The organism is Brevibacterium sp. UMB1308A, assembly GCF_030230605.1.
Taxonomy (GTDB): domain Bacteria; phylum Actinomycetota; class Actinomycetes; order Actinomycetales; family Brevibacteriaceae; genus Brevibacterium.
The window spans coordinates 12,230-33,039 of record NZ_JASPDO010000007.1; the positions used below are offsets into that span (position 1 = coordinate 12,230).

The 20,810-nt window shown below is 56.9% G+C and carries 23 protein-coding genes; 7 read left to right on the plus strand and 16 right to left on the minus strand.

Annotated features, from left to right (window positions below; genetic code table 11):
* Nucleotides 1-396: 396 nt before the first annotated feature.
* Complete coding sequence (locus QP868_RS04825; protein WP_284925480.1) at nt 397-1,911, minus strand: ATP-binding protein; 1,515 nt, start codon at nt 1,909-1,911, stop codon at nt 397-399.
* A gap of 120 nt (nt 1,912-2,031) precedes the next feature.
* Between QP868_RS04825 and QP868_RS04830 the strand changes: the two genes are divergently transcribed.
* A complete protein-coding gene (locus QP868_RS04830) occupies nt 2,032-2,676 on the plus strand; it encodes a hypothetical protein (protein ID WP_284925481.1) in 645 nt (214 codons plus the stop codon).
* Nucleotides 2,677-2,804: 128 nt separating this feature from the next.
* Nucleotides 2,805-4,073, plus strand: a complete 1,269-nt coding sequence (locus QP868_RS04835; RefSeq protein WP_473964627.1) for an NRAMP family divalent metal transporter — start codon at nt 2,805-2,807, stop codon at nt 4,071-4,073.
* A gap of 18 nt (nt 4,074-4,091) precedes the next feature.
* Here the strand turns inward: QP868_RS04835 and QP868_RS04840 are convergent, their stop codons facing one another.
* The 8 genes from QP868_RS04840 to QP868_RS04875 all read right to left on the minus strand — a co-directional run bounded on the left by QP868_RS04840 (nt 4,092) and on the right by QP868_RS04875 (nt 11,410).
* Nucleotides 4,092-4,811, minus strand: coding sequence for a GntR family transcriptional regulator (locus tag QP868_RS04840; protein ID WP_284925482.1), 720 nt, complete (start codon nt 4,809-4,811; stop codon nt 4,092-4,094).
* Between the two features lie 72 nt (nt 4,812-4,883).
* The gene (locus QP868_RS04845) at nt 4,884-6,647 is read right to left on the minus strand and encodes an acetyl/propionyl/methylcrotonyl-CoA carboxylase subunit alpha (RefSeq protein ID WP_284925483.1); all 1,764 of its coding nucleotides are present in this window, start codon (nt 6,645-6,647) and stop codon (nt 4,884-4,886) included.
* Nucleotides 6,638-8,206: a 5-oxoprolinase subunit PxpB gene (pxpB, locus tag QP868_RS04850; RefSeq protein ID WP_284925484.1), complete on the minus strand. Its 1,569-nt coding sequence runs from the start codon at nt 8,204-8,206 to the stop codon at nt 6,638-6,640. The genes QP868_RS04845 and pxpB overlap by 10 nt, the downstream gene beginning before the upstream one ends.
* On the minus strand, nt 8,203-8,961 hold the full coding sequence (locus tag QP868_RS04855) for a LamB/YcsF family protein (protein WP_284925485.1): 759 nt from the start codon (nt 8,959-8,961) through the stop codon (nt 8,203-8,205). Before QP868_RS04855 ends, pxpB begins: the two co-directional genes overlap by 4 nt.
* 90 nt (nt 8,962-9,051) lie before the next feature.
* Nucleotides 9,052-9,471 (minus strand): thiol-disulfide oxidoreductase DCC family protein, encoded by a 420-nt coding sequence (locus QP868_RS12085; RefSeq protein ID WP_350309972.1) that lies wholly within the window; start codon nt 9,469-9,471, stop codon nt 9,052-9,054.
* Between the two features lie 89 nt (nt 9,472-9,560).
* Nucleotides 9,561-9,797 (minus strand): CsbD family protein, encoded by a 237-nt coding sequence (locus QP868_RS04865; RefSeq protein WP_284925487.1) that lies wholly within the window; start codon nt 9,795-9,797, stop codon nt 9,561-9,563.
* 322 nt (nt 9,798-10,119) lie between these two features.
* Nucleotides 10,120-11,061, minus strand: a complete 942-nt coding sequence (locus tag QP868_RS04870; RefSeq protein WP_284925488.1) for a cation diffusion facilitator family transporter — start codon at nt 11,059-11,061, stop codon at nt 10,120-10,122.
* Nucleotides 11,054-11,410, minus strand: a complete 357-nt coding sequence (locus QP868_RS04875; protein WP_350309973.1) for an ArsR/SmtB family transcription factor — start codon at nt 11,408-11,410, stop codon at nt 11,054-11,056. Before QP868_RS04875 ends, QP868_RS04870 begins: the two co-directional genes overlap by 8 nt.
* A gap of 61 nt (nt 11,411-11,471) precedes the next feature.
* Between QP868_RS04875 and QP868_RS04880 the strand changes: the two genes are divergently transcribed.
* The gene (locus QP868_RS04880; RefSeq protein ID WP_284925489.1) at nt 11,472-12,227 is read left to right on the plus strand and encodes a phosphatase PAP2 family protein; all 756 of its coding nucleotides are present in this window, start codon (nt 11,472-11,474) and stop codon (nt 12,225-12,227) included.
* Between the two features lie 54 nt (nt 12,228-12,281).
* Here QP868_RS04880 and QP868_RS04885 read toward each other — a convergent pair whose 3' ends face one another.
* Nucleotides 12,282-12,752 (minus strand): hypothetical protein, encoded by a 471-nt coding sequence (locus QP868_RS04885; RefSeq protein WP_284925490.1) that lies wholly within the window; start codon nt 12,750-12,752, stop codon nt 12,282-12,284.
* Between the two features lie 92 nt (nt 12,753-12,844).
* On the opposite strand from QP868_RS04885, the gene QP868_RS04890 reads away from it, so the two are divergent.
* The gene (locus QP868_RS04890; protein WP_284925491.1) at nt 12,845-13,438 is read left to right on the plus strand and encodes a TetR/AcrR family transcriptional regulator; all 594 of its coding nucleotides are present in this window, start codon (nt 12,845-12,847) and stop codon (nt 13,436-13,438) included.
* Between the two features lie 12 nt (nt 13,439-13,450).
* Entirely contained in the window at nt 13,451-13,972 is a 522-nt protein-coding gene (locus QP868_RS04895; RefSeq protein WP_284925492.1) for a 2'-5' RNA ligase, read from the plus strand.
* 18 nt (nt 13,973-13,990) lie between these two features.
* Here the strand turns inward: QP868_RS04895 and QP868_RS04900 are convergent, their stop codons facing one another.
* Nucleotides 13,991-14,434 (minus strand): ASCH domain-containing protein, encoded by a 444-nt coding sequence (locus tag QP868_RS04900; protein ID WP_040347921.1) that lies wholly within the window; start codon nt 14,432-14,434, stop codon nt 13,991-13,993.
* A gap of 66 nt (nt 14,435-14,500) precedes the next feature.
* Between QP868_RS04900 and QP868_RS04905 the strand changes: the two genes are divergently transcribed.
* Entirely contained in the window at nt 14,501-14,938 is a 438-nt protein-coding gene (locus tag QP868_RS04905; RefSeq protein ID WP_284925493.1) for a YtoQ family protein, read from the plus strand.
* A 124-nt stretch (nt 14,939-15,062) separates the two neighbouring features.
* Here QP868_RS04905 and QP868_RS04910 read toward each other — a convergent pair whose 3' ends face one another.
* Together QP868_RS04910 and QP868_RS04915 are read right to left on the minus strand one after the other, a co-directional pair.
* The gene (locus QP868_RS04910; protein ID WP_284925494.1) at nt 15,063-16,124 is read right to left on the minus strand and encodes a 2,3-butanediol dehydrogenase; all 1,062 of its coding nucleotides are present in this window, start codon (nt 16,122-16,124) and stop codon (nt 15,063-15,065) included.
* Between the two features lie 257 nt (nt 16,125-16,381).
* The gene (locus tag QP868_RS04915) at nt 16,382-17,332 is read right to left on the minus strand and encodes a patatin-like phospholipase family protein (protein WP_284925495.1); all 951 of its coding nucleotides are present in this window, start codon (nt 17,330-17,332) and stop codon (nt 16,382-16,384) included.
* Between the two features lie 31 nt (nt 17,333-17,363).
* Between QP868_RS04915 and QP868_RS04920 the strand changes: the two genes are divergently transcribed.
* Nucleotides 17,364-17,810, plus strand: coding sequence for an OsmC family protein (locus tag QP868_RS04920; RefSeq protein ID WP_005882862.1), 447 nt, complete (start codon nt 17,364-17,366; stop codon nt 17,808-17,810).
* On the opposite strand, the gene QP868_RS04925 is transcribed toward QP868_RS04920, so the two are convergent.
* The 3 genes from QP868_RS04925 to QP868_RS04935 are packed head-to-tail and all read right to left on the minus strand — an operon-like array spanning nt 17,776 to nt 20,787.
* Entirely contained in the window at nt 17,776-18,390 is a 615-nt protein-coding gene (locus QP868_RS04925) for a 1-acyl-sn-glycerol-3-phosphate acyltransferase (protein ID WP_284925496.1), read from the minus strand. The two genes, QP868_RS04920 and QP868_RS04925, sit on opposite strands and share 35 nt — an antisense overlap.
* A gap of 27 nt (nt 18,391-18,417) precedes the next feature.
* The gene (locus QP868_RS04930; protein WP_284925497.1) at nt 18,418-19,149 is read right to left on the minus strand and encodes a GNAT family N-acetyltransferase; all 732 of its coding nucleotides are present in this window, start codon (nt 19,147-19,149) and stop codon (nt 18,418-18,420) included.
* Between the two features lie 42 nt (nt 19,150-19,191).
* On the minus strand, nt 19,192-20,787 hold the full coding sequence (locus QP868_RS04935) for a helicase HerA-like domain-containing protein (protein WP_284925498.1): 1,596 nt from the start codon (nt 20,785-20,787) through the stop codon (nt 19,192-19,194).
* Nucleotides 20,788-20,810: the final 23 nt, after the last annotated feature.

A 20,810-nucleotide genomic window follows, 5' to 3' on the forward strand; every position in this document is an offset into this window, starting at 1 on the left:
CATGTGTCTTTGAGCTGGATTCGCAGAAACCGTACTTTAGATTTGGGTGCACCAGAAACGAAGGATGTTTCTGCAGTCTGTACTCGGTTGCGCGGTGTGGGGTAAGTGCTAGCTGGCGAAGAAGCATGACTAGCTGAAATGTCATCGTCAGGACTAAGAGAGCGGCGACGCCTCAAAGGATATCGCCGCGTTGAGCTAGCTACTCGCTTTTGTGCGAATGCAGTCCAGGTAGGCTGCTGGAACTGTCAACACTTGCCTAGTGGGATCGACTGTGGGGTCCAGCCAACATTCAGAACATGCTGTATTCGTTGTTTTGGAAGATTGAGTCTAACTTAAACTGAAAGTCACACTGTAAAAGATTTCAAGTGTGATTTGCAGTGTTGAGTCTTCTAGAGCTTAAGTGAGGCTGTAGCGAGTGGACTTGATGCCTTGGCGACCTTCCATAGCCACGATGTTCTCCTGGAGCGGTCTGCGCAGTGCGTAACGGACTTGACCTATTGTCAGATTCGCTGCTTCAGCAAGCGCGTGAATGTCAAGAGGCCCCATAGCTAGCGCGCCTAGAACGGTGGCCTCATTTTTGGTTGGCGATGAGCTAGAAGCTATAGTTTCTCGGCCGCGAGAATGATCGAGCGAGCGTTGCTGGTTGTTTCGCGTCTGGGAGTGGAGGGTATTGACTGGACGCCACAGGAGGGCCTTGAATTGGACGCCGGTATCAATAAGCTGAGGGTCCCTCAGCCCACGCTGTTTTGTGGATCGAAACACCTCGCGGATACCCCCGCCTTCCCCTTCAATTATCGATGCGCCATCGCGGGTCGTTAGGCGTTTTGCGATGTGGTAAAGGCGCTGGTTGACAGCGGCTTGGGCGTGTTCAATACTCTCCAGCTGTGCTAAAGAAACGCCCCTGAGGCCACCAGGGCTTTGGATGAATAGGCTCTTATCAGTCATTCTTATTTGTATCCCTTTTCCAGTGCCCAGCGTGTTCGGCCCAAGGTCACGGTGAACTAAAGCGTTTGCGAGCAGTTCTCGTACAGCGTTCAACGGTAACTCTGGAACAGTTTCCAAATGTCCGTCGTCGCGGTAAACATGGTCGGTGTGCAGGTTGTGTTCAACCCATTGAAGTAGCTCATCAAGCAGCACAGGGAGTGGGCCTGTGAAATCTTGCAGATTGCGGTTGCGAGCCTGTCCTTCTCCGCCGGCGAGCTGCACGGCTGCGGTTACTGTCAGGGCCGGATATTGCCCTTGAGGGTAATCACCGAGTGCATATAACCCTGCAAGTGTGGGTTCGCCAGACGCGGTTAATACGTTAGTGAGGCGTAGGATCTGCTCGTCGGACTCGTTTGCTAGCCTGCGATCTCGAGATCGCACCTCACTCACGTACCACTCCGTGAGACTCTTGTTCAGGTCATTACGATCGCGACCTTTGGCTGGCTCGAGGTCGTAGTTGACTTGCTCGTCACTATGAAGTCGCGCAACCTCGATCATCCTTTCCTCATGTGCGTGCATCGGATAGTCGCCATCAGCTTGTCGAAGGTATGCTCTGTCGCCGACCCTTGCGGGCCTATCAGCTAATGGAAGAGGAGATACTGTCGCAATCAGAACACGTTTCTTTCCGACCTCAATAGTTTTGAATCCGATATGCGGTTCAGGGCGCACTCGGTGTCTGGCGGAACTGACCAGACCAGCTTCTAACTGAGCGATGTCCTGTACGCCAACGATTGTGAACTCCGCATCGCCCTCATCTACCCCGAGTATTACAGTTCCGCCGTTTGGCATGTTTGCAAAAGCGCAGAGAGTCTCGGCCATGCTGGGAACTCCACCTGTGCTGCGTTTGACTTCGATCGTGGTGCTGTCACCGCGTCGATCACGTAGCTGCGCAAGCGTGCTGTTGAGAGTTTCAGGGGTCCATTCCATGGCTACAGACTATAAGTAAGACTGAAACTTTTGCAGTCTTACTTATAGTGTGGGCGGTTACCGCTCGAGCCTGTGCGACCTCGGACGTCTTTCGGATTGCGAATGACCTACGATAGGACTATGAACCTTCTCCGTGCGTGCCTTGCCGTTGCTGCCATCATCACCCTGGCTGGATGCGGATCTGCGCAACAGTCCGGTGGCGAGTCGACCGTTGAGAGCCAAAGCCAGTCAACAGAAAAGAGTGACGCCGCTCCTTCCACGGCTGCTCCCACTAAGAACAGCGACATTGTGGACAGCAAATCCACCAAAAAGAAAGAGTCAAAGCCGAAAACTCCGTTTGCTGAACACTTCGGTGGGCCTAAGGTCAACAAAGCAGATTTTCACGAAACGTTGCTGTACTCAAACAAAGAGGCCTACTACTTTCAGACACCTTCAGAAGTGCATTACTGCATGATCACGTCTGAAGAAGTTGGATGCATGTCTCACCGCTTCCCAGCGGACGTGCCTATGGTTCGTGCCGCAGATGGAAGTAACGAACAGCAGCCAGCGAATGCAGTTCGCCTGCCAGCAGGCAAAAAAGGTGAGATGTTTGCCGTCAGCGATGTTGCATATTACAACCACCAGGGTCCGACCACAGTTCTTGAGTACGGCAAAGTGCTTGCCGTGAAGGGCTTCGAATGCACCGCGAACAAGGAACTGGGGGTCATTTGCCGGAACAACTCACACGGCATTCAATTCTCGTCCAAAAAGCACACTGAGTGGTAGCGCTGACGCGTTCGAACCGAATGTTCAGACATTCGCAAAAAATGTTCAACAACTATAAGGTGGGGTAGATCACAGTTGTGGATTCCTCCCGCAGCTCCGGCACACTCACGTAACAATGAGGATCAACCATGAGTACACCATCGCCTACGCCTACACCTGACAGTGGCTCCTCAGCTGTCAGTAAAGACGCTCAGAAATCTGCGAAGCTGTCACGAACAAGCCGCACGGCCATCCTTGGTGCGATGTTCCTCATGGCAACATCATCCATCGGTCCGGGGTTCATTACGCAGACCTCGGTATTCACCGTTCAACTGGGTGTGGCATTTGCCTTCGCGATCGTTGTGTCAGTGCTGGTTGACATTGCAATCCAGCTGAACGTATGGCGCGTGTTGGGAGTTACCGGGCTACGTGCAAATGAACTCGGAAACCGTGTTCTACCGGGAATCGGCTGGGTTATGGCCGCCTTTGTATTCGTGGGCGGACTCATCTTCAACATCGGAAACATCGGCGGCGCGGGCCTTGGCATGAACGCCATGCTGGGTATCGATGCGAAGGTCGGGGGAGCCGTATCTGCGCTCATCGCCATTGTGATCTTCGTCTTCAAGCGTGCCGGCGCTGCGCTTGACCGGATCGTTGTGGCTCTGGGCGCCATCATGATCTTGCTCATGCTGTACGTAGCCATTGTCTCCCAGCCTCCCGTTGGTGAGGCACTGAAGAACACTGTGTTCCCCGAACAGGTGGACTTTCTGGTGATCACCACGCTGATCGGTGGAACTGTTGGTGGCTACATTACCTTTGCGGGTGCTCACCGCCTTATCGACTCCAAGATCACGGGCGCGGAAAACGTCGGTCACATTACCGGAGTTTCAGTCATGTCGGTGATTGTTACAGGAATCATGCGTGTTTTGCTGTTCCTGGCAATCTTGGGTGTTGTTGCCGGGGGAGTTGCTCTGTCAAAAGACAACACCGCTGCAGACGCCTTCTACGCAGCCGCGGGCGAAATTGGCCTGCGATTCTTTGGTGTTGTTCTGTGGGCTGCGGGTCTGACTTCGGTAATCGGTGCGTCATACACGTCAATCAGCTTCGTCACTACACAAAAGACCAGTGCGCGGGTTCGCAGCCTGCTCACTGTGGGCTTCATCGTGGTATGTGCTGTGGCTTACTTGGCACTCAACCAAGCACCGCAGACTCTGCTCATTTTTGCGGGTGCATTCAACGGCCTGATTCTGCCCATTGGTTTCGCTGTTGTTCTGTGGGTAGCGTGGGTCCGTCGTGACCTCCTGCAGGGATACGTGTACCCCAAGTGGCTCGCAGTCGTGGGAACCCTGACGTGGGTCCTTACCATTTGGCTGGGATGGAAATCGCTCACCGGTATCGCGGCACTGTGGCAGGGCTAAAGTGCCAGTTAAACCGGTTTACGAAGACGCTTCCTCAACCTCATCCGCACCGTCTACAGCCACCTCAGTCTCAGCTGACGGTGAGTCTTCAGGGATAGCCGGGCCGTTGAGAAGCTCTTGCAGTTGACTGCGCGATTTTTCCAGGTACTCCCGCATTGTTTCGGCAGCTTGTTCACGTTGCCCCGACTCAACAAGCTTCAAAATCTCCTCATTGCGTTCCACATATGGGTAATGGAATTCTTGGTGCTCATCCGATGCGTGAACGAACAACAGACGCATCATGGCTAAGACCCGCGTCATTATTTCATCAGCGAATGTGGACCCTGCAGCCTCAACGATGACCGCGTGGAAACGTTGATTCGCATCCCCCACGGCGTCGTGGTCGTGGGCTTCTCTGGCTAGCTGACCGTCCTGCACGCATTCGTGAAGCGCGTCAATATCGAGGCCACGTGACCACTGTAAAACTGCGGGTTCAAGAAGTGAGCGCAGTCTGAAGATCTCGTCAATGAGCTCTTCGTCCGGCAGAGTTACCCAAACTCCTCGGTGCGGTAGCCTGACAACGACTCCGTAATCCTCTAGCGAGACAAAAGCCTCACGCAAAGTGTTTCGAGACACTTCGAGCCGCTCCGCCAAGTTCACTTCGTTGAGCTTCTCACCAGGACGCAGGCGCCCTGTGGAAATTTCGTTCAGGAGGGTGCGGGTGGCGCGTTGGTGCGCAGATACAAATGTGGGAGTCACCCGTCCATGTTACGAGGTATTGGACCACTCGTTCAGACGCGGCGCGCCTATGAGACAAGAACAGGAAACAATCTATGCGATTCGTGCAATCGTCGCGCCCGCTGCGATCTCGTCTCCTGCAGACAAGGCTTCGCATTCCACCGTCCCTGCTGCTGGAGCCACAATGTTGGACTCCATTTTCATGGCTTCAATCACAGCGATCGTCTGACCTTTGTCGACCTTTTCCCCGTCCGCGACCTTCCACGTCACGAGCTTTCCAGCGTAAGGGCTGGTGACAGTGTTGTCTGAATCAGCAGCGTCCGCCGAGGTGTCACCACGTTCGCGTGCCCCGTCAGCCTTCGGGGTGGCAGCGGCCACCTGTGAGAGTAGTTGAGCAGGGATGCCCAGTTCTACGCGTTTCCCGTCCAGTTCGATGCCAAATCGTGTGAGCGGTTGTTCTGCACTGTGATCGGCATAAATCTGACTACGTTCGAAGTCGCTCGCAAAGTCCTGCTCGATCCACGTTGTGTGTACTGCGAAATCGTCGACGAAGTCTGGGTGTTCGAGGACTGCTTGGTGGAACGGCACCACAGTCGCAACACCTTCGATAACCAGCTCCTTGAAAGCTTGGCGGGCACGGCTGATCGCCTGCTCCCTGGTGGATCCATGAACAATGAGTTTAGCCATCATTGAGTCGTACACACCTGGAACAGTGGACCCAGATGTCACCCCGGAGTCTACTCGGATGCCTGGTCCTGTAGGAGCCTCAAAACGTGTGACAGTGCCAGGGCAAGGAACATAGCCAGCTGCAACGTCCTCGGCGTTGAGGCGGAACTCAATAGCATGCCCGTTCTGGGGCAGCGCCCCGCCTTGCACATCATCTGCAAAGGACAGAGGCAAACCATCTGCAATTCGGAACTGTTCGCCAACCAGGTCCACGCCCGTGGTCATTTCCGTGACAGGGTGTTCCACCTGCAAGCGCGTGTTGACCTCAAGGAAGCTGATGGTTCCGTCGTCTGCAACTAAGAACTCAGCCGTGCCTGCTCCCGTGTAGCCAACCGATTCGCAGATGGCAACGGACGCCCGGCGGATCATCTCCTCTTGATCGTCAGTGAGAAACGGTGCGGGTGCCTCTTCAACGAGCTTCTGATTGCGCCGTTGCAAGGAACAGTCGCGCAAACCAACAACAACCGTGTTGCCGTGAGTATCAGCCAAAACCTGGGCTTCAACGTGGCGGGGTTTAACCAAAAACTTCTCAACAAAACACTCATCACGACCAAACGCAGCCCGGGACTCGCGCCCAGCGGCAGCGAAAGCGTCTTCAATGTCGCTGAGTTCGTGAACAACCTTGAGACCGCGACCACCTCCGCCGTATGCGGCTTTAATGGCGATCGGTAACCCGTGCTCTTGAGCAAACGCGTGGGCATCTTCCCAGTGCTCCACAGGCCCGTCAGAACCAGGAGCCAATGGAGCGCCGACGCTTACCGCAATATCGCGTGCCGTCACCTTGTTGCCAAGGGTTTCGATCACGTCAGCAGACGGGCCAATCCACGTCAAACCAGCTGCGGTGACCGCACTAGCGAACTGGGCATTTTCAGCTAGAAATCCATATCCGGGGTGGACCGCGTCGACCTTCGCGCGAAGGGCAATCTCGATGATCGCAGGAATGTTCATGTACGTATCGGCTGGTGTGGTTCCAGGAAGGCGGTAGGCCTCGCTAGCGACGCGGGTGTGCAACGCGTTCGCGTCAGCGTCGGAATACACGGCTACAGAACGTAGGCCGTGATCGGCCGCAGCGCGGGCGATTCGCACCGCAATTTCCCCGCGATTAGCGATAAGAACAGATTTCAACGGCATCCTGTTTCTCCTGGAATATCGACGAGGTCAAAGTGTATGCGTGCGCCCGGAGGAAGCTGGGCAGCAACGTCGAGGTCTTCCGCCACGACAGTAGCAATGACAGGGTATCCGCCGGTTACCGGGTGGTCTGCGAGGAACAACACCGGATGCCCTTCAGGTGGCACCTGAATGGCTCCCGACACCATACCTTCGCTGGCGAGCTCCCCCTTATCTTCTGCTCTCTTCAGCGCCCGGCCGTCCCCTTCAGGGCTCAGTCGTAAGGCGATTCGGTTTGACGTGGGGCTCACCGTCCAGGTTTGCGTGGTAAGAGTGTCCAGCTCGCCGGGCGCGCACCAGTGTGCACGCGGGCCAGGAACCGCGCGTAACGTGACCGAATCAAGCTGGTCAGGCAAAGTGCTGGGTTCGGCTTCGCCCACGGCTACAGGAACAGCATCCATGTCTACCTTGAGCCTTTGACCAGCAACAATGGGCTCAGGGCCCAGCTTCGAAAGCGTATCAGTGGCAGTCGATCCCATGACAGCGGGAGCGGCGAAACCACCTCGGACTGCTACGTAGTTGCGCGTCCCGCACGTAGGCGTACCTACAGACAGTTCCGCACCTTCTGGGACCACAACCGGGGTACGCAGAGGTGCCGGTTGGCCGTTAACCGTCAGCGGAGCTTCTGCGCCAGTGACAGTACACGTGAGGTCGGTGTCCGCGCGGAAACCGAACCCACCGAACAGGCACTCAATCACGGTTGCACTCGAGGCGTTGCCCACAATGCGGTTGGCTTGCCTGGCAGCCCCGCGGTCTAATGCTCCCGATGTGGATACGCCCACATCGCCGTGTCCCACACGCCCTAAGTCCTGAAAGAGGGCCTGTAATCCCACCTCGGTCACGGTTGCTACGGGCTTCCCATGGTCAGGGGAGACCGCCGAGGTGGTAGGTGGCTTCACGTCGATGTGTTCTGTGACAGCGCGGTAGCGCACGGTGTCACCAGGGCGGATGAGGTTAGGCGGGTTCTGGGTTTCATCCCACACCGCTTTAGGAGTGGTCCCGATGAGCTGCCAGCCACCGGGTGAGTCGATTGGGTACACCGCGGAGTACCGCCCTGCTATGGCAATGGAACCAGCGGGAACTTGTGTTCGTGGAGAGTCTCTTCGGGGTGTGTCCCATGACTGCGTTGCCGAGGTGCAATAGACGAATCCGGGGGCAAATCCCCCAAAGGCGGCTGTCCACTCTTCATTCGTGTGGTAGTCGATAAGGGCCTGAGCTGACATGCCATACCAGCGTGCTACTTCTTCGAGGTCTTCCCCGGAATACACCACGTCGATGTCAACGGTCTTGTTTCTTTCCTCCCGCACTTCCGGCGGCTGGAATGAGTTCAGGGTTTTGAAAGCGGCGTCCAACGCTCGGCGTGTGTCGGCTTTGAACAGTAGCGTGTTAAATGCAGCGATGACTTCGATTTGGCCATCTAACGGGTGCGCGCTTAAGTGGGCGTGCCACTTCATGACGGTTTTTGTGTCAGGGAGATCGATGAGGATCGAACGGGTCCCCATGAAACGAATTTCGGGGTTCATACGAAGCTTTCCACCGTCACGCCAGCCTGGGTGAGCGCCTGACGAATAGCGCGAGACATCTCTACTGCGCCGGGGGAATCGCCGTGCACACAGATTGACTGGGCATCGATGTGGATGGTGGACCCGTCGCGGGCGGTCACGGTTCCTTTTGTAGCCATGTCGAGGACTCGTGCACACACGTGCTCCACGTCGGTGACAACGGCATCGGCTTCTTTGCGGGACACGAGCGTGCCGTCCGGGTTGTAGTTTCGGTCTGCGAATGCTTCCGTAACGACGTCAATGCCGGCTTTTTGGGCAATCTTTGCGGCCACTGAACCGGGCAAAAGAAGCAGAGGAATGTTTCGTGAGAACGCGCTCACTGCGTCGACGACTGCCTGGGCATGGGCTGCGTTGTGCACGATCTCGTTGTAGAGCGCACCGTGGGGTTTGACGTATCGCACGTGAGTTCCGTGGGAGCGGGCTATCGCGTCGAGTGCGCCAATCTGATAGAGAACCTCGTCGGCAAGCTGATGGGGATCGTAGTCAATGAAGCGGCGACCAAACCCGGCGGGATCGTTATATGACGGGTGGGCGCCAATTGTGACGTTTCGGCTTGCAGCTGACTTCACTGTCGCTGCGATTCCGTGGGGTGTTCCGGCATGGTAGCCACAGGCCACGTTGGCAGAAGAAACGACATCAAGAATCGCGTCATCGTCGCTTAGTGCGACTCCCGCGACAGATTCTCCCAGGTCTGAGTTGATGTCGATAGTCGTCATGTTCCGTTTCCCTAAGAGTGATCGTTCTGCAATTCTAGAGTTTTTTGTAGAAGTTTAAACCCTTCCGAGAGCTTCCCATGGCTTACCTTTCTAACGCAGTGAGCAATGTGCTGTTTGCGTCCCGAGGTGGCAGTCATTTGGGTGTGACTGGCACCAAGGTGTTGTTCCGCGAAGAAGGTAGCGGTGTTGGGCCACCCAGGTATATGCACGGTCTTGTAGGTTGCGAATTCCAGGGAGCTTGTAAAGCCGTGTGAACAGGCGAGTTCCAAAGGTCACGTCGAGGACTAGGTTGATGGATTCGGCTCCAGAGGCGCTGCGGTCGTGAGTGAAGGCCCAGGCCGCTTGCTGTGTGTCGGTTTCCGTGAGGTTGAACCGTTCGTGAACGCCGGGCCGTTGAGCGGGGTGCAACCGGATGCGCGCTTTTCTATCAAAGCGCTTGATTGCGTATGCGGCACGCGTGCAATAACCGCACTGTCCGTCAAAAACAAGGTCGACCAAATCGTGTGGCATGTGGTGTTTTTCGTTGCTGGGACTGTAATGGGAAAGCGGGGTTCCCGCTGAGAATGCCCAGCGGGAACCCGGAGCTTGAGTGAGTCTTACTATTTGTCGTTTCCAAGCAGGCCGTCGACCGCACCCTTTACGGAGTCTTTGACGTCGTCAAACGTGTTTTTGGCCGAGTTCTTAGCGTCGTCGAGCTTGTCTTTCAAGTCAGCTTTAGTGGCTTCTGCCTTGCCGCGGGCTTCGGTTTCTTTGTCGCCGGTGAGTTTTCCGGCGCCTTCCTGAATCTTTCCGCCCACTTTGTCAGCGGTGTTTTCAAACTTGTCTTCTGCGCTCATCGCGCACCTCCTTCGAGTTTGACACTGCACATTTATGTGCACGCTTCCATCCTATTGGGTAACCGGGTCCCGGTTCCTTGAGTGGACATGAGGGCTTTTGGGTATACAACTCCCAGTTACTCACCACAAGTGACCTGGTTTTGGACTTGCTGTGTTGGGTAACTGGCCGATTTATGGCCAAAAACGTGAACAAAACGAACAAAAAGGGTGTGTAGTCACCACACTGGATTGAGCTGTGTTGGGTAAACGGTTCTTCGCATCTGCGGGGTGTGAGCGATGCCCTGAAACCAGACAAAATGAGCCTTGAAGGGTCAGTTCAAGGTTAGGGGTGCGTGTGGTACTCGTGAGCCCCATGTTTGAGTGGCTCGAACTGAAACGTGGAGTGCTCAACGTCGAAATGTCCCGCAACACAATCCTGCACTTGATCGAGTAACTGGGGGATGTGCCCGTCCTCAAAACACTCGTCGTCGACAACAACGTGTGCCGAAAGGGCCGGCAAGTCAGTCGAGACGCTCCACACGTGCAAATCGTGCACGCGCTGCACGTGGGGGAGTTCAAGAATATGTTCCGTGATTTCTTCCAGGTCAATACCTTTTGGCGCTGCTTCAAGTAGAACTCGGCCGGCGTCGCGGAGCAGGTTCCATGCCGCGTACACCATGAGTCCGCACACCAGCAACGACGCAATGACATCTGCCATCACCCACCCAGTGAACATGATGATCAGGGCGGCGATCATCGTTCCGATGAAACTGTAGAGATCAGTCAGAATGTGCTGATACGCACCCTCCACGTTAAGACTCGACCGGTTGGCACGCGCAACCAACCATGCGACCACGATATTGACTGCCACCCCGACCGCGGCAACGATCAGCACCGGGCCGCCATCGACCTCGGGCGGTTCAAACAGACGGCGGATCGCTTCAACAGCAATAATGCCGGCAACAACCAGTAGCGTGATGCCATTGACCGCAGCAGAGATGATCTCAACGCGCTTCAACCCCCACGTCAGCGCTCCTTTTGGGGGACGGGCAACCAAGCGAATCGTCCACAGCGCTAGCGCAATTGCGCCCACATCGGACAGCATGTGCCCGGCATCCGAAAGCAACGCAAGGGAGCCGGTCACGAAACTTACAACGACCTCGGCGATCATAAACGCGCCAAGAGTGATCAAAGCCAGCCACAGATACCGGCGGTCAGCGTCGGCAGAGATGCTGTGGTTGTGCCCTTCGTGGTCGTGTGCGGACTGCTTAACCAAGTCAGACATGGTTAGTGTCCTTCTGCTGTGAGTGGTCAATGCATGTGTCTGCAGTAGTCAGGACAGCTGTGGCGGCCTTAAGCAGGTGTGTAGTTTCCTGTGGGTGGGCCAAGGTGTAGTAGGTGGCTCTGCCGTGAGTGTGGCTGGCGTTGCGAAGCGAGGCCACGTGCGTTGACACGGTTGACTGGGCAAGGCCGAGGTGGTCGACAAGGTCGGCAACCCGGTGTTCGCCTAACTGCAAATGTTGGATGATCTGAAGGCGGTGCGGGTCGCCGAGGCTCTTAAAGAGTGTCGCCCAGCTTTCGAGCTCCGTGTGGGAATTTTCGTGGGAAGCTTCCTCGTGAATAATCATCGCCATAGACCGATGATATCGCCATGTATCGATAAAATCTATTCGGTTGTTCGGATAGGCTTTCTTGATGCGCTCATTCGTTGTCCGTGGTCGGAAAGCCCTCGAGTCCATCCTTGTGTGGATAGCTCGCAGGCTTGGTCCGTGGACTGTTATGACCATTGTTCTAGCTGTTGGTATGGCGGTTCTTGCTGCATTGGCAAAACTCACGGGTGAGGTTTATGAAGAAGTTGCTTATGAAAACGGCACTGTTCACATTGACCGGCCAGTACTTGATTTCATGCTGTCCATGCGGGCGGCATGGCTGACCTCTGTGGTCAACGCATACACTCACGTCGGTGGAAAAGTGGGCGGTGTGATTGTGTGCCTTGTGCTCATTGTTGTTCTGACATTTCTCATGCGCTCGGCGCGACCCGCAGTTCTTCTAGCGGCAGGCGCGCTTGGGTCTGTGTGCATTTCGATTGCGGGGAAAGAAATTGTGGGGCGGGAGCGTCCACCCCGTGTTGACGCGATTCCTCCGTATGAAGTGTCGCCGTCGTTTCCGTCGGGGCATACGCTTTCGGCAACCGCGATCATGATTGTCACTGCGTACCTCCTGGTGCTGTGGCTTTCGCATACGCATGCGCGGATCCTGGCTGTTCTTCTGTGCGGCACCTATGCGGTGACAATGGGTTTGAGTCGCGTGTACTTAGGTCACCACTGGCTCACAGACGTCATTGCGGGATTCGGAGTAGGGGCTGCGTGGGGAGTTGTGGTTATCCTTGCCCACCAGGTGTTCCATACTGCGCGGCGGGTAAGAGCCACTCGGAGGTTGGACTCGGAGTGAGAGCTACTCGGGGGTTGGACTCGCAACTGTGAACGGCCTCGGGACGTTCCTTGCCTACCCAAAGACCATGATCCCAGCGGCCGCGAGCGATCCACACAACACACCCCACAGTACGATCGACACGAACTGCCAGCTGGCTACCGCGTTGCGTGAAGCTCCAAAGGACACCATGGCCATAGAGGTGATCTGGCTGGGTAGGACCGTCTGACCCAGCAAGCTGACGCCGGGAACACCCCATTTGTCGAACAGCCTCTTGAGCTTCGCTTTCTTGGGGCCCATGGAAGACTCATCGTCTTTGCTCACGCGTTTGCGCAACTTGTGTGCTCCAAAAACCAAGAGCAGCATCGAGGCGGTGTTGCCAACCACTGCGGCGGGGATTGCGACTGCCGGATGGATGCCGGCCATGATTCCAATTGCTGACCCAAGATAAGACTCGACGAATGGGATTGCTGAAATGAGGATGACTCCGGCCCAGCGCGCCCATTCGGGGAGTGAAAGTGTGAAGTCCTGAAGTGTCTCTAGCATTGTTTCTCCTTGTTAGTACGGCGTGCTAGCTCAGTGTACTAGTACGATGTACTACACTGTCAAGAGGAAGCTTCAGAAAAATGAAAGGTGTCGTGCCGGTGACGGATAGGCGAGAAGAAATTATCCAGGCGGCAATCGAGCTAGCGCAGAAAGAAGGTCCCAAAGCCGCGACTGTGCGAGCGGTTGCACAACACGTGGGAATTGGTGCAAGCACTCTGCGTTACTACTTTCCCACTCAAAGCGATCTCGGGCGGGCAGTGGCGGAGCGTCTCATTTCGTCCGCAACTCCGGACCTCAACATTCGTGACTCCTCCCAGCCACCCCATGAGCGATTAGCCGAATGCATGATTCAGTTCTTGCCTCCCTCTGATCAAAGCGTTGATGCGGTGGTGAGCGCGTGGGTCGCGCAGATGGCGCGTTTGCTTGACCCTCAGTCTGGTGAGGGGCCCGCTCAGATGTTGTCGCGCTTGTACGAGGTAGGTTTGGGCCGAATTACAGGATGGCTTCAGGTCTTGGCTGATGAAGGGCACATCGACGAAGCGGACATTCCGCGCGCAGTTTCTTTGCTGTCGGCTTCCTGCGATGGCCTCATGTTTCAACTGGGGGCGAAGAAGCTGTCTCTCGATGAAGCCAAGGAGCATGTGACCTGGCTCAGTTCCACTGTTCTTCAGTCCAAAAACCACTAGACTGCACACCATATGAGCGTGCGTTCACCGGACAACATTCTTTTCTATCTGCCACCTGACCAGGAGCAACAGGTGCGGGACATTTTCTCTGCCCTGAACGACCTCGGCCTTCCGCAACAAAACCAGCGCCCGCACATTACGGTGACGTTCGCGCCCCGCATGTCCGCCGAGGTGGTCTCCCGTGCCGCTGAGATCCTGCCTCCCGTGGTGCCAGCGACGTTCACTCGTGTGGGAACCGTGATTTTTGGGACGCGGAGTAAACAGACAATCGCGTGGCTGTTAGAAACGGACAGTGCCGTTACCGAGGCTGCACGTGAAATTTGTGCGCTCAACCCTGACGGGCGGGGGACTGAGTGGATACCGCACCTGACCGTGGGGTTGCGCATACCGCGCGCGTTGGTGCCAGATTACATGCGGGGACTCGAAGAAGTCACTCCTACCAGGTTTAAGGAACTGACGGCGCTCAGGGCCGCGTACTGGCGACCTGCAACTCGCCACTACACACATCTGGCTGGGCCAGAACCGGAGGACTAACAGGCAGTTTTACGCCAGTTACACGTACTTCTCGATGACCTCGAACTCTGAACACAGCACCTGCGTGTCATCGGTGAGGGTAAACGGCGGGTCGCCTAATGCGGTAACTAATTCGTCCGAGGTCCAGAAGCGTTCATGTCCAACGCGCCACTCGTGAGCATTTGCGTAACCTTCGCCCTCTTTGCGTGCGTGCTCATCAGAAACCTGAGCCAGCGTGGTGACGTAATTGCGGGTCGTGCGCGTTACGCACACGATCTTTCCTTTAGAGTCGATCACTGCCTCGAGTTCGCCACCAGTGGGGGAGGGAAGCGGCTCACCTGAGCGCGTGTATTCCTCGACAAGCGTGGCTGTTGAGGTCTTTTCCCCCGAAAGAATTGCGCTGACCAGCGCATCTCTGAGAGGGCCAGGAAATGCGTACTCCCCAATAGGGATGCTGGTGAGGTCAAGCGGCGAATCGTTCATGACCCACATGTTACACACAGAACTCACGCATAATGGACGCACAGGCAAGAACAACAAAGGAGCATCATGAGCTTTAACGTGTACCTCTCTGGCGAAATCCACACAGAATGGCGCGAAGAAATCGAGCGCGGCGCAACTGCTGCTGGCCTCGACGTCGTTTTTAGCGCCCCTGTGACAGATCACGACGCGAGTGACGCAGCCGGTGACCACTTGGCAGAGACCCAGACATCCTTCTGGCGAGACAACCAGTCGGCCAAAGTCAATGCCATCCGTACGCGCACCCTCATTGACAAAGCGGACCTCGTGGTGGTGCGTTTTGGTGACAAGTACAAGCAGTGGAACGCGGCGTTTGACGCCGGGTATGCGGCTGCACTGGGCACGCCGTACATCACGTTGCACTCAGCTGACATTGTTCACCCGCTGAAAGAAGTTGATGCAGCTGCGCTCGCATGGTGCGAAACGACAGAACAAGTCGTGAAAACCCTGCAGTACGTGCTGCGGTAAGGGCGTTTACCTACTCGACGGGAATGGTCGTGTCGACACATTGAGCCAGAACAGGCTCTATGAAAATGGCCTGGTTCAGAACTGAATCTGAACCAGGCCATTTTTGTTTATGGGCCCAAGGCGATTAGGCGTTGGGGTTCACGAGGATCTTCACGTGGTGCTCGTTGTTGTTGATGAGCTGCTCGAAGCCCTTGTCGACCAGTTCGTCAAGCTTGATGCGGGCGGTGATGAACTTCGACAGGTCGAGCTTGCCTTCCTGCACCAGCTTGATGGTGGCCGGGTGGTCGCTGGCGTAGCCGATGGTTCCGCGCAGGTCGATTTCCTTGAGAACCAGCTTTGGCAGATCGACCTCGGGCTTGTAACCCCAGATCGACACGTTGACGATGACGCCAGCAGGGCGAACAGCATCCATGAGCATGTCGAGGACAACCGGGACGGACGAGCACTCAAAGCCCACGTCTGCGCCCTTGCCGCCGGTGAGTTCCTTCACCTTGGCTGCGACGTCGACTTCGCGGGGGTCGAAGACTTCATCTGCCACACCGGTGGTGCGGGCCATCTCCTTGCGGGCTTCGGACAGTTCCGAAATGTAGACGGTCAGACCCTCGGCCTTAAGCACGGCTGCGGTCAGCAGGCCGATGGGGCCCGCACCGCCGACGATTGCGACGTCGCCGGCCTTGGCGCCGGAACGGACGAATGCGTGGTGACCAACGGACAGTGGCTCAATGAGAGCGGCTTCGTCCAGCGGGATGTCGCCGATGGGGTGAACCCAGCGCTGTTCGACGACGATCTTTTCGGACAGACCACCGCCACGGCCACCCAGGCCGATGAAGTTCATGTTCTCGGAGAGGTGGTAGTTCTGGCCTTCGCTCGTGTCGACGTCTTCGCTGATGATGTAGGGCTCAACGATGACGTTCTGGCCGACTTCCAGCCCGGTGACGCCCTCACCGAGCGCCGTGATGGTTCCGGAGAATTCGTGGCCCAAAGTGACAGGCGCTTCTTCACCAGAAATAGGGTGTGGGTGGCCCTTAGGTGGTACGAAAATAGGGCCTTCGAGGTATTCGTGAAGGTCTGTTCCGCAGATTCCACACCAAGCAACGTCAATTGCAACGGTGCCAGGCTTCAGTTCTGGTTCGGGGATGTCTTCGATGCGAATGTCTTTTTGGTCGTAATAGCGTGCGGCCTTCATGGTCACTTCCTAACGATGAATGAGTCCGGCTTGCGGTGATGAACAGGGGTTATATTGCTGTTCACTTGTGAGTGTAGTGGTGCAGGTCGAGGTGGATGAAGCCATGCCAGGCCCATCTTTATAACCGAAATGTGTTGTCTTGAGGAGTGACTCACATGAGACACGCGTTTGTGTAAACGTGGTGGTCGACACAGTTGGCGTATGAGTACTGTCACATAAGTTTGATGGGCAGTGCGAAGCTACCGTTTTGTGTTCAGCTAGAGCTCAGCAGGCAAGCCCAGGAAGTCCAGCCATGCGGGTAGTTCTTGGCGCGACTGCGTCATCCCAGCTCGGTGTGCCGCCGCCAGTCTTGAAAGGCTCCGTTCTCCGTTTCCGATGGGCATGCGTTCCGGCACAAACAGATGGGCCTTGCCTTGTTTTTCCAGCTCAAACAGTTCTTCCCGCGTTTCGTTGTAGCGTTTCCACCGGGTCAGAAGAGCTTCTGCAATGGCTGGGTGACGCCGGAAGTAACGGCGGTAGAACTCACTGAACCGTTGCGGGGTCTTCTTGTACGAACGTTCCTGTGTGAGCACTACAAAGAAACGCTCAAACCCGTCTGCACGCGCTTGGGACAGAGCGATTCCACCGTCTGGCCCCAACGCGCCATCCACGTAGATCCGCCCGTCAATGTGAGTGGGTGGCATGATGACGGGCATGGTTGAGGACGCGCGTACGCGCACCATGAGGTCTCGCATGGTTGGGAAGTCGTCTTCAGTCCACACTTTGAGGTCACCCGATTCGGCATCGAAAGCGGGGATTCTGATGCGCGTACCTGAGTTGGAAAACGTGTCCCAATCAAAGGGGAGTGCTTGGTGCGGCAGGCTTGTGTTCTCATAAATGTACTCAGCGTTGAACAGACCCTTGCCTGCGAGTATGGTGCGCAGATTGCCAAACTGAGGGTCGGCGGCAAAGTCCACAAAACAGCGCCGGGCGCGAACAGTGTCCTGGGATACATAGTTGGCCGTGTTGGTGGCTCCCGCACTAACTCCTGCTACCCAATTGAAGTGGATGCCCTGTTTGATGAGAGTGACAACCACCGCTGACGTCAAAGCCGCCCGCATGCCGCCGCCTTCAAAAATGAGGGCAGTGTCGTCAACCACGTGATACGGGGTGTTTGCGCGCGCCGAGGTGGTAGTACTCGGAGAATTTGTGTCAGGCTCAGGGCTCATGCACCCATGTTAACGATCTAAAGTGGTGAACATGACGAACAGTGAAGCACCCAAACCTTTTGCAATCGAACTGACTCGGACTGCTGAAAACCGCTACGTCGCCACCAACGGAAAAGGCGGACACATTGAATTTGGGCGGGGCGAAGACCTCATGTCACCGGTTGAACTTCTGCTCGCCGCGATCGCTGGGTGTTCATCGATTGACGTGGATACAGTGACCTCACGTCGAACCGAACCTCAAGACTTCACGGTCACCGCGCGTTCGGAGAAAGTCACTGAGGACGGTGACGCCTCGCGTTTGGGCCCCATCAGTTTAAACTTCGACATCACTTTCCCGAATGACGAAGCAGGACAACGAGCGACCGCAATGATCGAACGGCTGGTGAAACTGTCTCACGACAAGTACTGCACCGTATCTCGCACCGTAGAGCACGGGACACCCGTCACATTTGATGTCGCTTCAGACAGCGACGCGTGACCCAGCCCTGAAACGCGTCTTCATCCCTGAGCCGGGGCTCCACTTTGTGCTGAGGATAGAAACCGGCTTTGTCTGAGTAGAACTCACGAATCCGGCCCATGTCCGTTTTCACATCACCAGTGAGCACAACCGTGGGGCCAAGCCCAGTGGTCATGGTGGTCCGGTCTACATACCCCAACACCAACGGCAGACCAGTTTCACGAGCAATCCGGTAAAAACCCGACTTCCAGTACGAATGCCCTTTGCGGGTCCCGTCGGGAGTAATCACCAGGCTCAGGTTGTCACCACTGCGCAAGGTGTCAACGACCTCGGCGACCATCCCAGCAGAATTAGCCCGGTCCACGGGAATCCCACCCAGCTTGCGCATCACCGGGCCCTTCCAGCCGGTGAACAGTTCCTGCTTGCCCATCCAGCGCATGTGGATACCCAAGCGCCACGCGATTCCCAACATGAGCACAAAGTCCCAGTTTGACGTGTGCGGAGCACCAATGAGGATCGTGGGCTGTTTAGGTGCGGGGGCCGTGCGGAGTTTCCAGCTGGAGAAAAACCAGAACACGCGGGCGACAAGGCGACGGATCATATTTTAAGTCTATGAGGGCTGGCCTACTCACACCCAGCGAGGTTCCTCGCGGCACTGCGCAAGGGACCGGATCTGCGTGCCATCGGCGTTGAAGTTTGCGGGGTCCAGCCACCGTTCAAACCCCGCGCGGATTGCGGGCCACTCCGCGTCCGTGATGGCGAACCAGGCAGTGTCTCGGCTGCGACCCTTGTACACAACAGCGTTGCGGAACGTGCCTTCGTAAGTGAAGCCTAAACGTGCGGCGGCCCTGCGTGACACGCTGTGGAGGTCATCGCACTTCCATTCGTACCTGCGGTAGCTCAGGTCGTCGAACACGTAGCGCATGAGCAGGAACTGAGCTTCGGTTGCTGCGCGGGTGCGCTGGAGCAGGGGCGAAAACTGCACAGTGCCCACCTCAACCACGCCGTTGTTGGGGTCCTGGCGCAAAAGCGCCATAGTGCCCGCGGGCTTTGCGACTGGCTGGTCTGCCGACGGGGTGAGGAGCACCACGTAGTGGCGTGGGTCGGTGCTGGCTTCAGCTGTGCGTGCCCAGGTGAGGTAGTCCGCCGAGGTGGCAAACGGCCCGTCTTTCATGTACGTCCACGCGCTGTCGTCGGGTGCCAGTGCGTACGCGTCGAAGAGGTCGCTGGCGTGGCGGTCTGCCACCAGTGGGGCCAGCGTACACGATTGGCCTTCCAAGGTGACCGGTTGCGGTAGCGGTGCTGGAGTCCAGTGAGGGAGCTCCGGGCCGATTGGTTGGCCAAACTCGTTCAGTTTCATCAGTTCCTTTCTAGTGAGGCAGCTGGGAGGACGTGTGCTGTTTTATTTGCGCCGGCGCCTGCGTCCGGTCCCAAAGATTCCGCGCGCAATCTCACGGGCAGCGGTGCGCGTGAACGTGCGAACCTCTGAGGACGACAGTACTGACTCGAGTAGCGACTTGTCTTGGCGCTTGGACGACTGGGACGTCTCACGCGTGTTCCGAGGTGCCGGAATCCGCTGAGGTTGTTCGTCGCCGTCGTGTGTGTCAGAGTCAGCGCCAGCCGCCTTGCCCTTCGCCTGAGCGTCGTCTTCAGCGCCTTCCTCCAAGCGCTGCGTCAGGATTTCGCGGGCGGATTCGCGGTCCAAGCGCTCGCCATACGTGGCACTTAGGGGAGAATCTGCGACCATCTGGGCAACGACCTCGGGCGGGGTGGGGCCCATCTTTGACGTGGGCGCAAACACTTTGGTGGGTGCAACGGGCGTGGGGGAGCCGTCAGGGTCCATGACCGTGACAATCGCTTCACCCGTACCCAGGGTGGTGAGCAACTCGCCCAGGTCGAAATCCGTCACGGGGAACGTGGCGACCGTGTCCTTCAGCGCCTTGGCTTCCTTGGGGGTGTGTGCACGTAACTGGTGCTGCACGCGCGAGCCCAGCTGTGCCAGGATTTCTTCCGGCACATCGGTGGGGCGCTGGGTGACGAAGAAGATTCCTACGCCCTTGGAACGAATGAGGCGCACGGTTTGTGTCACTGACTCGATGAACGCTTTCGACGCGCCCTGGAACAACAAGTGCGCTTCGTCGAAGAAGAACACCAGTTTAGGTTTGTCCGCATCGCCCACCTCGGGGAGCTGTTCGAACAGTTCAGCCAGCAGCCACATGAGGAACGTCGAAAACAGTGCGGGCCGGTTCTGCACCGCGGGCAGTTCCAGCATCGAAACGACACCGGCGGGGCCCTCTGTGCGTAGCAGGTCGGAAATGTCGAATTCTGGTTCGCCAAAGAAGGCTTCCGCACCTTGCGCCTCGAGGTTGGCAATGGATCGCAGAATCACCCCCGCCGAGGCCGTTGACACTCCACCGATGCTCTTCAGTTCCGCTTTTCCTTCATCGGAAGTGAGGAACATGAGCACGGCTTTGAGGTCGCTTAAGTCCAGCAGGGCCAGGCCGTTGGAGTCGGCGTAGTGGAAGATCAGCCCCAGGACGGACTCCTGGGTTTCGTTGAGTCCCAGCACCTTGGCAAGGAGGAGCGGTCCAAAAGAGCTGACGGTCGCGCGCATCGGAATGCCCGTGCCCTCGCCACCCAGCGCGTAGAAGTTGACCGCCGAGGCGGCAGGCTCCCAGTCCTGTCCGTTTGCCTTGGTGCGGGCTAAGAGTTTTTCTGACGCTTGGCCTTCTGACGCCATACCGGAGAGGTCGCCCTTGAGATCGGCAGCGAACACGGGGACTCCAGCGCGCGTGATCGCTTCTGTGAGCACCTGCAGAGTAACGGTCTTTCCCGTTCCGGTCGCACCTGCGATCAGGCCGTGGCGGTTGAGCATGCTTAAAGGAATGCGGACGCGCGCGTCGGTGACTGGGGTGTCACCGTCGAGGGCGGAGCCGAGTTCAATTGCTGGTTCAAAAAAGGAGTACCCGTCGCGAATGGCATCAAGCGCTGAAGTCATGTCTGTATTCAAGCACAGTAACG